The sequence below is a fragment of the Planococcus chinensis genome (assembly GCF_020071995.1).
GTDB classification, from domain to species: Bacteria; Bacillota; Bacilli; order Bacillales_A; family Planococcaceae; genus Planococcus; species Planococcus chinensis_A.
The window spans coordinates 46989-61417 of sequence record NZ_JABWTK010000005.1 but is presented as its reverse complement, the minus strand read 5'-3'; the positions used below and the strand labels follow the sequence as shown (position 1 = coordinate 61417).

13 protein-coding genes are annotated in these 14429 nt (G+C 48.9%); 1 reads left to right on the top strand and 12 read right to left on the bottom strand.

Annotation, left to right across the window (positions count from 1 at the left end; genetic code table 11):
• Nucleotides 1-55: 55 nt before the first annotated feature.
• From HU147_RS09625 to xylA, 10 genes are all read right to left on the bottom strand, one after another.
• Nucleotides 56-793 (bottom strand): SDR family oxidoreductase, encoded by a 738-nt coding sequence (locus HU147_RS09625; protein ID WP_224076034.1) that lies wholly within the window; start codon nt 791-793, stop codon nt 56-58.
• A gap of 136 nt (nt 794-929) precedes the next feature.
• Nucleotides 930-2399 (bottom strand): aldehyde dehydrogenase family protein, encoded by a 1470-nt coding sequence (locus HU147_RS09620; protein WP_224076239.1) that lies wholly within the window; start codon nt 2397-2399, stop codon nt 930-932.
• Nucleotides 2400-2510: 111 nt separating this feature from the next.
• Nucleotides 2511-2846, bottom strand: a complete 336-nt coding sequence (locus HU147_RS09615) for a hypothetical protein (RefSeq protein WP_224076033.1) — start codon at nt 2844-2846, stop codon at nt 2511-2513.
• Nucleotides 2847-2871: 25 nt separating this feature from the next.
• Nucleotides 2872-3852: an LLM class flavin-dependent oxidoreductase gene (locus tag HU147_RS09610; protein WP_224076032.1), complete on the bottom strand. Its 981-nt coding sequence runs from the start codon at nt 3850-3852 to the stop codon at nt 2872-2874.
• Nucleotides 3853-3955: 103 nt separating this feature from the next.
• Entirely contained in the window at nt 3956-5014 is a 1059-nt protein-coding gene (locus tag HU147_RS09605) for an aldose epimerase family protein (protein WP_224076031.1), read from the bottom strand.
• Nucleotides 5015-5073: 59 nt separating this feature from the next.
• Nucleotides 5074-6072 (bottom strand): Gfo/Idh/MocA family protein, encoded by a 999-nt coding sequence (locus tag HU147_RS09600; protein ID WP_224076030.1) that lies wholly within the window; start codon nt 6070-6072, stop codon nt 5074-5076.
• Nucleotides 6073-6188: 116 nt separating this feature from the next.
• A complete protein-coding gene (locus HU147_RS09595; RefSeq protein ID WP_224076029.1) occupies nt 6189-7286 on the bottom strand; it encodes an ABC transporter ATP-binding protein in 1098 nt (365 codons plus the stop codon).
• 181 nt (nt 7287-7467) lie between these two features.
• Nucleotides 7468-8451 carry an aldo/keto reductase gene (locus tag HU147_RS09590; RefSeq protein ID WP_224076028.1) on the bottom strand — a complete coding sequence of 328 codons (984 nt, stop codon included), beginning with the start codon at nt 8449-8451 and terminating at the stop codon, nt 7468-7470.
• A 415-nt stretch (nt 8452-8866) separates the two neighbouring features.
• Entirely contained in the window at nt 8867-10366 is a 1500-nt protein-coding gene (gene xylB, locus HU147_RS09585; protein ID WP_224076027.1) for a xylulokinase, read from the bottom strand.
• 34 nt (nt 10367-10400) lie between these two features.
• On the bottom strand, nt 10401-11738 hold the full coding sequence (gene xylA, locus HU147_RS09580; RefSeq protein ID WP_074509988.1) for a xylose isomerase: 1338 nt from the start codon (nt 11736-11738) through the stop codon (nt 10401-10403).
• 273 nt (nt 11739-12011) lie between these two features.
• On the opposite strand from xylA, the gene HU147_RS09575 reads away from it, so the two are divergent.
• Entirely contained in the window at nt 12012-12641 is a 630-nt protein-coding gene (locus tag HU147_RS09575) for a YesL family protein (protein WP_224076026.1), read from the top strand.
• Between the two features lie 58 nt (nt 12642-12699).
• On the opposite strand, the gene HU147_RS09570 is transcribed toward HU147_RS09575, so the two are convergent.
• Both HU147_RS09570 and HU147_RS09565 read right to left on the bottom strand, forming a co-directional pair.
• Nucleotides 12700-13521, bottom strand: coding sequence for a carbohydrate ABC transporter permease (locus HU147_RS09570; RefSeq protein WP_224076025.1), 822 nt, complete (start codon nt 13519-13521; stop codon nt 12700-12702).
• Nucleotides 13522-13536: 15 nt separating this feature from the next.
• Nucleotides 13537-14415 carry a carbohydrate ABC transporter permease gene (locus HU147_RS09565; RefSeq protein WP_224076024.1) on the bottom strand — a complete coding sequence of 293 codons (879 nt, stop codon included), beginning with the start codon at nt 14413-14415 and terminating at the stop codon, nt 13537-13539.
• Nucleotides 14416-14429 lie beyond the last annotated feature (14 nt).

Here is a 14429-nt window from a genome sequence, read left to right as displayed (position 1 = left end):
CCGTCCTGACTTTTCAGAACGGCCTTGTAGCTGGATTATTCAAATGTACAAAGTTTTATTTCTGCTGCCGCGGACGGATCAGGATTTCATTGACGTCGACGTAATCCGGCTGTTCGACTGCATAGCCGATGGCGCGGGCGATATCTTCCGCTTCCAGGAACTTCATCGGATTGCCGCTCGCAAAACCGTCCAGGATGTCCTGATCGGTAATGGTATCCGTCAATTCCGTAGCGACGGCCCCTGGGGATACAATCGTCGCCCGGATGTTCATATCTGGGCTCAGTTCCTGGCGAAGGCCTTCCGTAATGGCACGGACGGCAAACTTCGTTCCGCTGTAAACTGCGCTGCCCGGCGTAATGTCATGTCCGGCAACCGACGAAATATTGACGATATGCCCTTCCCGGCGTTCTTCCATATGCGGAAGAACGGCAGCGATGCCATACAGCACACCTTTGATATTCACATCGACCATTTTGTCCCATTCTTCGATCTTCAGTTTGTTCATATAAGACAAAGGCATCAAGCCAGCGTTGTTGACCAGCACGTCAATCTGGCCGAATTGTTCAATGGCTGCTTCCGCCAGAGCTTTCATCTCTTCGGATGAAGTAACGTCCGTCACTTTATATGCTGCCTGTCCGCCCGCTTCTTCGATTTCTTTTTTCAGTTCTTCGAGGCGATCTTCCCGGCGCGCTGCCAGCATGACGGCAAACCCTCTGCTTGCCAGCTCTTTTGCAGCCGCTTGTCCGATGCCGCTGCTTGCACCTGTTATAATTGCCGTTTTGCTTGTTGCCATTGGTACCTCAGCTCCATTTCCATATAACTCATTCGTTTTCTTTTTCACTTTAAACTTGTTAAAGATTACTGTAAATGCTCATTTGAGAAATTTGCGATGGCTCTAAATTTGCGTTTAGCATTTATTCGTTTCAGCTTTACTTCAATTCTTCAATAAACGGTCCGTAATCGCGCGGCGTATGCTGAACGGAAATCCACTTCATCGTTGTGAATTCTTCCAGGATCCAGTCGCCGTTGAAACGGCCCAGGCCGGATTCTTTTTCGCCGCCGAACGGCACATGTGCCTCGTCGTTGACCGATTGGTCGTTCACATGGATCATGCCGGTGTTGATTTTATGGGCAAATTGCGTGCCGCGTTCGATATTGGAAGAATGGACGGCGCCGCTCAAACCGTAAGGGAATGCATTGACCATTTCGACTGCTTCGTCGTCGCTGCTAAATGGAATCAGCACGGCAACCGGTCCAAAGATCTCGTTTTCTGCAATCGGCATATCGTTCGTGCCTGCACCGAGTACCGTCGGCTGCATAACGTTACCGTCGCATTCACCGCCAAGCAGCAATTCCGCTCCGCGTTCCACGCTTTCTTTAATATCCAGCAAAATGCGGTCGGCCTGATCCCGGTTGATCAGCGGTCCGACGTGCGTATCTTTTTCCGCCGGATTGCCGTATTTCAGCTTCTTCGCCCGCTCCACAAACAGCTCAGCGAATTCTTCGTAGCGGTCTTCATGAACAAAAATCCGGTTAGTTGCCATACAAATCTGGCCTTGGTGGTAAAACTTGCCGAACAGCGCTGAATTGACCGCGTAATCGATATCGGCGTCATCAAGTACGATAAACGCATTGTTGCCGCCAAGTTCAAGCGCCGTCTTTTTCAGGTTGCCGCCTGCCAATTCTCCGATGCGCTTCCCTACCGGCGTCGACCCCGTAAACGAAATAAAGCGGGGAATCGGATGCTTGACGATATCGTCGCCGATTTCCGAACCGCGTCCGACGATGACATTCAATAGCCCTTTCGGCAATCCGGCCGCTTCAAAAATGCTCGCAAAGAGCAGCCCGCCGGTCACTGGTGTATCCGTCGCCGGTTTCACCACGACGCCGTTGCTGGTTGCCAACGCAGGCGCAATCGAACGCATCGCCAAATGGAACGGGAAGTTCCAAGGGCTGATGACCCCAATGACCCCGATTGGGTTGCGGTAAATCCGATTTTCCTTACCAGCCGTCTGGGAAGGCAAAATCTTGCCTTCCATCTTGAATGGAAATGCCGATACTTCTTTTACGACGTTCAAGGCTGCCCCGAATTCCGTCGCGGCTTTCATATAGGTACTGCCGGCTTCTTTGATCAGCCAGTCGATAATGAATTCCTTATTTTCCATCATGACCTCTTCCACTTTTTCCAGGACTTTGCGCTTGTTCTGCGGCAATTCCTTCGCCCACTCGACTTGCGCTTCCGCCGCCGCTTTATAGGCGCGGTCCAAATCATCTTTATCGGCCGCCTGAATTGTCACTAGTTCTTCTCCTGAATAGGGGTTCGTGTTTTTCATCATATTTTCGCTCGATCCGTTCTGCCATTTCCCTTCAAAATAAAGCCGTGAAAAGTCGGTTGTCATCATCTTAACTAACACTCCTTTTTGGTTTAACAGCTTTCAGCACAAAGTTTTTGCCAGACAAGCTGCTTGCTCATTTATTCCGTCTCTATCTCTACCCGTTAAGCCCGAAATTTAAAACGCCGGAGAACTTCTAGCATGAAGCTGCTGTTCTTTTCTATAAGCGGATTGTGGGATGAGTAGCGTTTTTCTTTTAGCCGGTTTACTCGCGCTATTTATAAAAATAAAAAGGCATTCAAAAACAGCTAGCCGTTTTTGAATGCTTTTCAACTCTATGAAGTTTTTAAAACTCCCGCACAACCCGAATGATGAGCCTTGGAATGTACAAAATAAGATCCAGCAGCTCGAGAAAGAATTCAACCACATCCCAAATCCGCCAGCGATCTTTTTTGTCTTTTCTCCGCCTCTTTTTCTCCATCCGCCGTCTCCCCTTATACTGAATTTATTCATACTACGCTAACCGGCAGAAAAGGTTTCATTTTTTGGAAAGACCGAAAGCTTCAGCGAGCAGGCGGATGCCGTTCATCCGGTTTTTTGCACCGGAAATATTCGGGATGATCGTCACTTCGTCGGCCTTAAACTGTTCGGCAATACGCTCGATTTCAGCCTTCACAGTTTCTGCATCGCCGATGATCATACGCTGGCGGTTCTTGTCGACTTTTTCCTGTTCACGCGCACTAAAGCCGCGCGCTTTTGCCGTTTCGATGGACGGGTAATACGGAGGCGGCATGTCCGACTCCACGAACAGCAGCCACAAATCAAAAGCTTTCGCGATTTCTTCCGCTTCCTCGGCGGTTTCTGCGACAACGGCAAACACCGCGAGGATGACTTTCGGCTTGTCCAAAAGCTTCGACGGCTGGAAGCTGTCACGGTACGTTTTCACCACTTCTACACCGGATGCAGCAGGCCGGGCAAAATGGGCATATGCGTAAGCGGTGCCTTTCTCAGCCGCCAGTTCTGCACTGCCTCCGCCTGTCCCGAGCAGCCAAAGTTCCGGTGCCGTCTCAATAACCGGCGTGGCAACCAGTTCGCCCGAGTCGGTCAGATAGTGCTGTAGATCGTCTATTTGCTGATCATAGGAAATTTGTTTATTGCCATTCAGCGCCTGATTGACTTTCAGATAGCTGCGCGAACGCCCGATTCCAAGATCGATGCGGTCCGGATGGATCGCTTCAAGCATCCGGAAATTTTCAGCCACTTTGTAGGCGCTGTAATGCGGCAGCATCACGCCGCCCGAGCCGATCCGGATCGACGAAGTCGAAGCCGCCAAATGCATCATCAGCATTTCCGGCGTGCTTCCCGCAACCGACATGACTTTATGGTGTTCCGCTACCCAAAAGCGTTTATAGCCCATGCTTTCGGCAAGCTTTGCCAGTTCGGTCGTCTGAAGCAGGGCTTCGCGCGCCGAAGACCCTTCATCGATCGGCGAGTAGTCCAGGATATTCAATGCAAACATCGGACTCCCCCTTTTCTTTATCTTTTTACTCTTCTTACCATACCGAAAACAAAAGAAAAGCGCCAACTCCCAAGCAATGGGAGCCGGCGCTGACTATAGCCAATTACGATTCATTCATAACGCCAAACGAATAGCGGGTTTCGCTCGTGTAGCGTTCGCCTGCCTTCAATACGGCAGAAGGAAAATGCGGATGGTGGATCGAATCCGGCAAGCCTTGTGTTTCCAGGCATAGCCCCAAGTAATTGCAGGCTTTCGTTCCCCGGTATACGTCGGGGCCTTCCAGACCGTTGCCCGTGTAAAGCACGACTGCCGGTTCCGTCGTTTCGACGGTCAGCTTCCGGCCGCTCGCTCCGTGTTCAAGCACAATTTCTTCCTGCTGGCTGCTGTCGAGCAGAAACGGATGGTCGTATCCGCAGCCGGCCTGAAGGTTTTGCGGGTCGCCCGATACTGTTCCGTCGTGGATGTTCCGGCCTTCGCGGAAATCGAACACCGAACGGTCGACCGGCATGGCTTCCCCAGTCGGAATCAATTCTTCGTCGAGTTCCAGAAACTCGCTGCTGTCGAGCGTCAGGCGATGGCTTAAGACATCTTCTTTTAAATCGCCACTCAAATTGAAGTAACTGTGATTGGTCAAATTCACTAAAGTGGTTTGATCGGAAATAGCTGAATAACTAATAAGCAGATCATTCGCATCGTCAGTAATCGTATAAGTCACTTTCAGTTCAAGGTTCCCCGGATAGCCTTCTTCCCCGTCCGGACTCAAGTATGTAAATTCAATACGGGCTTCATTTCCATTATGAATGACATTCGAATCCCACAATACATGGCTGAACCCTTTAGTGCCGCCGTGCAGATGGTGTCCGTTGGCATTCGCTGCGAGCTGATAGTCTTTGCCGTCCAGCTTGAAAGCGCCGCCTTTGATCCTGCCGGCAAAACGGCCCGCCACGGCTCCTAAAAAATGCGGGTTGTCGCCGTACTCTTCAAGCGTATCAAAACCAAGGACCACATTTTCCAATTTGCCGTTCTGGTCCGGAGCTTGTATTTCCGTAATGATGCAGCCCCAATCGATGCACGACATCCGAAATCCATTGGCGTTCTGAGCGGTGATCAAAGTCACCGGACGCCCCTCCAGATGGCCGAATAAACGCTGTTGCACTTCCATTCCATTCAATCCCTTCTCATGGTCCGTTGAACTTTTTTCAACTTCTCCGGAACTTAAACTCAGTCCACTTCCACCAAAACCGTCTCTCCGGTTTCGCTCGCTTTATAGCAGGCATCGATGACCCGCATATTTTGAATGGTTGATTCAGCTATGATCGCAAGCGCTGAATCGTCCAATACCGCCGAAGAAAAATGCTCCACTTCCAAGCGGTAAAGATCGCCGTAAATCTTCTCCTGCCGCACCACGCCGTCGGCTTCGACAATCACCAGCCCCATGCCGGCATTGATGTCCGGACGGAACGCGTATGGCACTTCGATGGTTCCTTTTGTGCCGACCACTTCGTATTCGTTGCGGCTCACCATATCAAAACTGCAATCAAAAATAGCAGTCATGCCGTTATCGAGCACCAGGTAAGCGCTGGACAGCATATCAACGCCTGTAGCCGCATCTCTTTCGGAAACCACCTGCACTTCTATTGGTTCGGCGTCGGTCAGGTGGCGGATGACCTGAATTGAGTAGCAGCCAAGGTCGTAGATGGAACCGCCGCCCATCGATTTATCCATCCGGATATCACTTTCACGGTTTTCCAGATAGAACGAATGGCTGGAGCGGATCAGTTTGACGTCGCCGATTTCGCCGGAAGCCATGATTTCTTTGACGCGCGCGTGCTGCGGATGCAGCTGGTACATAAATGCTTCCATGAACTTGACGCCCGACGCCTGGCATACTTGAATCATTTCCTCTGCTTCTTTCGCATTCAGGGCAGCCGGTTTTTCGCAAAGGATGTGCTTGCCTTTTGCGGCCGCTTTTAAAACCCATTCTTTATGTAAGTGATTCGGAAGCGGAATATAAACCGCGTCAATTTCGGGATCGTCCAAGAGTTCTTCATAGCTTTCGTAGGCTTTCGGTATATTTAAGGCGGCCGCTATTCCATGGACTTTGCTGCTGCGGCTTGCAATCGCTGCCGCTGCCGCATTGTCTGACCGGAAAATGGCCGGAATCAATTGCGTCTGTGCAATATTGGCTGTACTGATGATGCCCCAACGAACTTTTTCCATCTCGAATCTCCCTTCAGCTGTGATTTATTCATCGTAACAAAAAAATCCGCCAAAGAGCTATTTTCAGCTCTTTAGCGGTTTCAATTTCAAGACAGCTACCGCTCCTTGCCAAGCTTTTATTTAATGCGTTCTTCCGTTTCCTGATCAAAGAAATGCGCTTTATTCAAATCAAACGCCACGTCGATCGTCTGTCCTGCTTCCACATTGAAGCGGGCATCGATTCGCGCGATAAAGTCCTGTCCGGCGACATTCGAATAAAGGATGATTTCCGAGCCCATCAATTCAGCCACTTCAATCGATGCACGTACTTTCGTTCCCGGCGAGTGATCGAGGAATAGCGGCTCATCATGGATATCTTCCGGCCGGATCCCCAGAATCACTTCTTTTCCGATGTAGCCCTGTTCACGCAATAAACTCATTTTCGCTTCCGGAACCCGGACTTTTACCGTGTCCATCACAAAATGCTCGCCTTCCAGTTTGCCGGTCAGGAAGTTCATCGCCGGCGAGCCGATAAAGCCGCCGACAAAAACATTGTTCGGCTCATCGTATACTTCTTTCGGCGTCCCCACTTGCTGAATCACGCCGTCTTTCATTACGACAAGGCGCGTCGCCATCGTCATCGCTTCTGTTTGGTCATGCGTCACGTAAACTGTAGTTGTCTGCAGGCGTCTGTGGAGTTTCTGGATTTCTGCACGCATTTGCACACGGAGTTTGGCATCCAGGTTGGAAAGCGGCTCATCCATCAAAAACACTTCGGCATCGCGGACAATCGCGCGACCCAAAGCGACACGCTGCCTCTGGCCGCCAGAAAGCGCTTTCGGTTTGCGCGTCAAATATTCTTCAAGGCCCAAAATCTTCGCCGCATTGTCCACACGTTCTTTGATTTCCGGTTTTTTTAATTTGCGCAGCTTCAGCGCAAACGCCATATTGTCGTAAACGCTCATATGCGGGTAAAGCGCATAGTTCTGGAACACCATTGCGATATCGCGGTCTGCCGGCGACAGGTCATTGACACGTTTACCGCCGATGAACAAATCACCTTCCGAGATATCTTCAAGCCCAGCAATCATGCGAAGTGTCGTCGATTTCCCACAGCCGGACGGACCGACCAGTACCAGGAATTCTTTGTCGCGGATTTCAAGGTTGAAATCTTTTACTGAAACTACCCCTTTGTCGTATACCTTTTTCACATTCTTCAATTGCAAGTCTGCCATTCTATTCCCTCCCGTTTTGCGTTTCTTGTGTAATATTTCTGAATAGCTTCCGCTTTTCTTGTCCAGCTGCAGCTCCTAGCCCCTCGAGGTCGCTTCGGTCTTACTGCGAATGGCATAAACCGCCATTCACGCTAAGCCCTCCAGCGCTCGTCGGGGCTAACCAGGAGCTTCCGCTTTTCTATTAATAAGGTCCTCGGATTGCTGGGTGGACTTCTTGTTGGTAGAAGTTCGCCAGTTTATCCAGCTCTTCTGCAGTGAAGTCCTTGGCATCGAGTGCTTTTAAGTTGTCTTCTACTTGTTTGACTGTTTTGAAGCCTGGAATAACTGAAGAAATAGCGTCTTGTTCCAAAATCCATTTCAACGCAGCGCGGGTCATGTTGCCGCGGCCGTCTGCAATCCAGCCTAGCTGGTTGCTGAGGTCAACGCCTTTAGCGAATTCCAGTCCTGCGAATGTTTCTCCGACATTGAACGCGGCGCCGTCGCGGTTGAAATTGCGGTGGTCGTCCGCTTCAAACTCGGCATTCGCCTTGAATTTCCCAGTCAGCAATCCACTGGCCAACGGCACGCGCGCCAATATTCCAACGCCTTGTTCTTTGGCTTTCGGGAATAATTCTTCCAGCGGTTTCTGGCGGAATAAATTAAAGATTACCTGCAAACTGCTGACGTTCGGATTGTTCAGGCACAGCAAACCTTCTTCTACGGTCTCGACGCTGACGCCGTAGTAGCGGATTTTGCCTTGTTCCTTCAAGCGGTCAAGCACTTCAAACACTTGGCCATCCTGCAGGATTTCAATCGGCGGGCAATGGATCTGGAATAAGTCCAATTGCTCGCGCTCCAGCCGTCTCAAGCTGTCTTCGCAATATTTGGTGACGCTTTCCAGCGAATAGGTTTTCGGATCGTGGATGTCTCCCGCCCGGCAAAACTTCGTGGCAATGTGAATTTCAGAATGGCGGCCTTTGGTCGCCTTGGCCAAAAGTTCCTCGCTGTGGCCATCGCCGTATACATCGGCCGTATCGAAAAAGTTAACACCCTCGCCCATTGCGTAATCCAGTGCTTTCAATGACTCCTGGTCATTGGTGGTTCCCCACGAACCTCCAATCGCCCATGTGCCAAAACTAAGTTCACTGACCTTTAAATCGGTGCTGCCAATCTGACGATAATTCATTTCTCCACACTCCCACTTCTTAATTTCTGTCCTTATTAAATAGTATTGTCGATATTCCGCAAAACAACTACGCTTTCCGCGGGCTTGCGCCGAACTAACTCGGGCTTTTTGCCCGAGTTAGTTCGGCACTTCGCTATCCCGCAGGAGTCTCCGTTGTTTTGCTCCATATCTAAGTAAATGATAATCAAGAATCTCTCAAAATGATTCTCTTTCTTATAGTAAGCTTTCTCAGCGTCGGCGCGTCCAGGGGCTAGGCGGAGCTATGAGACGAGTGATCTTTTCGGCTCATGGCGGGAGCCATGCCCAAAGCGACCGAAGCGTTGTATAAAAGGATAATTATTTTATTCAACATATATAGCGATTATCTTTACAAATAAGAGCCTCAACTGAAAGTTGAGACTCTTATTTTCATGGACTACTTACGGAACTCCAAAAGTTTTTTATTCAGCTCTTTTGTTTGGCCGTAAACTTCCTGATAAATGGCGAACAGTTTTTTATACGTTTCCACGTTGGATGGAATCGGCTGGAACTGGCGGTCTTCTTTCAAAAACTGGTCTGCACAGTCCTTCAATGTTGCAAACCATCCACATCCAAAGGCTGCGAGCATTGCGGCTCCCATGCCTGGACCTTGTTCGCTATTGAGTCTGACGATTTTTGCATTGAAGATATCGGCTTGCATTTGGAGCCAGTCTTCATTGCGTGCTCCGCCGCCGATCGAGACGATGGTGTCGATTTCTTTGCCGCTGCGGCGGAAAATATCAATAGATTCATTTAACGAGAACGTGATGCCTTCAAGTACTGCACGCGCAAAGTCTTTCCGTTGATGCGAAGCGTCCATGCCGATAAAGCTTGCACGGATAGCCGCATCTGCATGGGGCGTGCGTTCCCCCACCAAATACGGGGTAAACAACAGCCCGTTAGATCCTGCTGGAACTGAATGGATGTCGGCGAGCAAGTCTTCAAAGGATTCATCCGCCGCAAAAACATCTTTGAACCAAGTCAAGCTATAACCGGCTGCAAGCGTGACACCCATGGTATAGAAAACATCCGGTGCCGCATGGTTAAAGTAATGGACTTTGCCTTCAAAATCTTTGTCGTCGCTTGCTTCATAGGACAGGACTACACCAGACGTACCGATGCTGCATAAGGTTTTGCCGTCTTCCAGAATTCCTGAACCGATGGCGCCGCAGGCATTATCCGCTCCTCCGGCAAAAACGCGTGTCGCAGGACTTAATCCGGTGATTTCTGCATAATCCATTTTAACCGTACCGACTTCTTCATGCGAATAAACAAGCGGCGGGCAAAGCGATGGATCAATCCCGAGCAAGCTGCAGATTTCCGTGCTCCATTCTTTCTTGCTGACATCCAATAGGAGGGTGCCGGCTGCATCGGAATACTCCATCTGCAGCTGGCCGGTCATCTTGTAGCGCAAATAGTCTTTCGGCAGTACGAAGGCTTTCGCCCGGCTGTAAATTTCCGGCTCATACTCTTTTACCCACAGCAGTTTCGGCAGCGTAAAGCCTTCAAGCGCCGGGTTCTTGGTGATTTCGAGCAAGCGTTCCTCACCGACTGCCTCGTAGATCTGCTGGCATTGTGCCGTCGTCCGTGTATCATTCCAAAGAATGGCCGGGCGCAGTACTTCGTTGTTTTCATCCAGCAACACAAGCCCGTGCATCTGCCCTGAAAAACTGATGCCCTCGATGTCTTCAGCGCTGCCGTTCCAGCCGCTTAACAGTTCGAACAATCCGGCGGTTGTTCCTTCAACCCAGTCCTGCGGGTTTTGTTCGCTGTAACCGGTTTTTTCCTGGATCAGTGCAAATGATTTTGAGACGCTGCGGACAACTTCACCAAGTTGGTCAACAAGCAAAATCTTGACTGCACTGGTTCCTAAATCTACTCCAATAACATATTTCATCGCGACCGCTCTCCTGCCTGTTCAAACTTATTGCTTATTTGAAGCTTGCTGTTTTTGCAAAAGCTTGCAGCAAGTACTGGTTGATTGTTGCTTTGATTTGCTCAAGGCGTCCGGAAGTTTGTTTAATGTCCGTCAAGCCAAATGCGTACTGCTCAAGTTTGTGGAAATCCGTGTTGCCGGAAACGATATCCAGGCCGATTCCTTCTTTGTATGTGCTGTAGCGCTCATCAAGAATGTTTTCCAACACTTTGTCATCAATCAAGTTCTGTGCTACGCGCAGACCGACTGCAAATGCATCCATTCCTGCGATATGGGCATGGAACAAATCTTCCGGCTCAAATGAACCACGGCGTACTTTTGCATCGAAGTTCAATCCGCCGCGGCCAAGTCCGCCGTTTTGAAGGATTTCGTACATTGCAAGCGTCGTTGTCCAAAGGTCTGTCGGGAACTCATCTGTATCCCATCCAAGAAGCGGATCGCCTTGGTTGGCATCGACTGAACCAAGCATGTTGTTGATGCGGGCATAATGAAGTTCATGCTCGAATGTATGTCCTGCAAGTGTTGCGTGGTTCGCTTCGATATTGAATTTGAACAGGTCTTGAAGACCGTAGTTTTGCAAGAATGCGTGAGCAGTTGCTACATCGTAATCGTATTGGTGAGTTGTCGGCTCTTTTGGTTTCGGTTCAATCAGGAACTGGCCATCAAATCCGATTTCTTTCGCATAGTCCGCTGCCATGTGGTAGAAGCGAGCCAAGTTATCCAATTCCAATTTCATGTTCGTGTTAAGAAGCGTTTCGTAGCCTTCGCGGCCGCCCCAGAACACATAGTTTTCAGCGCCAAGCTCTTTCCCGATTTCCAAGCCTTTTTTCACTTTCGCGGCCGAATAAGCAAAGACATCTGCATTGCTTGAAGTGGCTGCTCCGTGAATAAAGCGTGGGTGCGTGAAGTTGTTTGCTGTATTCCAAAGCAATTTTGCTTTGCTGTCTTTCATATAATCCTTGATCATGCCGACGATGGCATCCAGGTTTTGGTTGGATTCTCTTAAGTTGCTGCCTTCTGGCGCGATATCTACGTCATGGAAGCAGAAAAACGGAACGTCCAGTTTATTGTAGAACTCGAAAGAAGCCTCAACGCGTGCTTTCGCCAAATCCATACCGGAATATTTGTCCCAAGCGCGGTTCATCGTGCCGGCGCCGAAAGGATCCGAACCGTCCATTGTGAATGTGTGCCAGTAAGAAACTGCATAACGAAGGATTTCTTCCATCGTTTTGTCGCCGACTTTTTCTTCCGGGTTATAGAATTTAAACGCAAATGGATTTGTAGAAGAAGCACCTTCGAATTTGATTTTGTTAATATTCTGGAAATATGCCATAGTTTTTTGCCTCCAATGTTTTATATTTATGTACCCTTAGCTCAAAGATAAAATTGAAAAATAAATGTAAAGGCTTTCATTTTCAATTATAACAATATACAATTAGTTTGTCTATTGATTGAACAAAGTTTTTATTGAAAAGAGAAAGCGCCGATGTTCTTCCAATTGCCCACACCTGCTGCTTTAAGTGCTCACAGCAGAACATCAGCAGGAGTATTTCCCCGTTGCTCCTTGTATAATAAAATAAATCAACCCAAACAAAGGCGGTTTCCCATGAACTCTACCAGAGGTTTTATTTATAGCATTACAGAATGGATTACACGGTTTGCTTACGTGAACTTATTGTGGATTGTGTTTTCTTTGCTCGGCGCAGTGGTTCTTGGTTTTTTCCCGGCCACGACAGCCATGTTCGCCGTCACCCGGCAGTGGCTGCGGGGCAATACGGATGAACCTGTATTCAAAACGTTTTGGGACTATTACCGGAAAGATTTTTGGAAAAGCAATGTCATCGGCCTGTTTGTCGCCAGCATCGCTGCTCTCGTTGCCCTCGATATCCTGTTCATCCAGGCGAACGGAGGCAGCGGGTTGGGCTGGACGAACATTCCATTGTTCGCTTTTATGCTGCTGTTTCTTTTGTTCCTGTTCTACCTCTTCCCGACTTTTGTGCATTTTGATATGAAGCCAGGAAAAGTGATCAAAAATGCATTTTTGATCATGCTCGTCAATCCGCTCCACAGTTTGATCATTGTGCTGTGCCTCGTGCCGCTCTTTTTCATCATGCAGCTGGTGCCGGCGCTCGCGGTTATTTTCGGCGGCAGCCTGTATGCGTTCATCACGATGTGGGTCTGCCTTCATGCTTTTGATAAAGCCCAGCAAAGGAGCGGCCAAGTATCCAGCGAATAAAAAAAGCTTCACCCAACAGGAATCGGTTCCTGAATCGAGTGAAGCTTTTTTGTTGGGTTCAACCTTTCACAGCGCTGGAAGAAATCCCTTCCACGACTTTATTGCTGAAGAAGATGAATGCTACGATAATCGGCAGCACACTGATGATCAGTGTTGCACCAATTGCGCCCCAATCGGTCATGTACTGGCCGATGAAGTTTTGGATGCCGACTGTCAAAGTCTTGTATTTCTCGGAACTGATGAACGTATTGACGAAAACGAATTCGTTCCAGTTGTAAATCATATTGATGACAACGGTTGTCGCCATGATCGGCGTCGTCATCGGCAGGATCACCTGGAAGAACATCCGGTTCACCGAACAGCCGTCAATGATTGCCGCTTCTTCGATTTCATGCGGCAAGGTGTAGTAAAAGCCGAGCAGAATCATCATCGTAATGGGCAGGTTATACGCCGTATACGTCAGGACGATTGCCAGCGGATTGTCGATCAAGTTGACGCTCAAGAACATGCTGTACAACGGAATCAATGCCGAGTGAATCGGAATCATCAAACCGATCATGATCATGCCGAGCACCAATCCGCTCAATTTCCATCTCATGCGCGTAATTGCGAATGTGGCCATGCTGGCAAACAACACCGTCAGGATAATAGCCGCCGCAGTAATCCACACACTGTTGAAGAAATACGTACTGATGCCGCCTTCCCAAACTTTCTGGTAGTTTTCCCACCGGAATTCCGTCGGCAAAGAAAACGGCGATCCGGCGAAAATTTCCTGGTTGCTCTTCAACGAGAAGACAAACAGCCAAAGAAGCGGGAGAATCTGGAATAACGCTACGACAATCAGGGACAAATAGAGAAGTAAATAACCGATGCGCTTCATTATATAGCCCTCCTCTTAATATTCGATTCTTTCTTTTGTTTCGGTTACTTTTCGGATAATGAACGTCACAATCAATGTGATGATCAAAAGCAGGAACCCGATGGCACTGCCGTATCCAAAGTTATAGCTGGAGAAAGCCAGTTTGTACATATAAGACGCCATTACCTCACTGGCGCCGTTCGGTCCGCCGGCCGTCATAACATAAATCAAGTCAAAGTATTTCAATGAACCGACAATCGCAAGGACGATGGTGACGCTGACCACTTCTTTGATCAACGGCAGTTTAATCCGCGTAGCAATCTGGAAAGGCGTTGCCCCGTCAATGCGCGCCGCTTCAATGAGCGACTCCGGAATATTTTTCAATGCCGCATAATAGATCAATATGTAGAATCCGGCATATTGCCAAAGGATCGGCACGAAAATCGCAAAGAGAACAATGGATGGATTCGCCAGCCAAGCGGGCGGGTTTTCCACACCAATCTGAACAAGAAATGCATTTAAAATACCGTTCGAAGGGTTATAGACTTTCACCCAAAGCTGGGCGATGGCTACAGAGGATAACAGCATCGGAATCAAATAGATTTTGCGCAGCAAATCCGCGCCTTTGATTTTCGAAGCCAAAATGAACGATACAACCAAATAAACGGCCAAGCTCAATGCTGAGAAAAGGGCCAGCAAAAACGAGTGCAATGCACTGTTCCAGAACAGCTTGTCCTGAATCCCTGCAATATAATTATCCAGTCCGATAAATGTCTTTGCGCCAATGCCGTCCCATTCCATCAATCCGTAGTATCCGGACAAGCCGAGAGGAATAAAGATCAATACGGTGATCAGCAACAGAGCCGGCGCAATATAAAATCCGATAAATAATTTATTGGACATGACTTTGTTCATCACATTCAACTCCA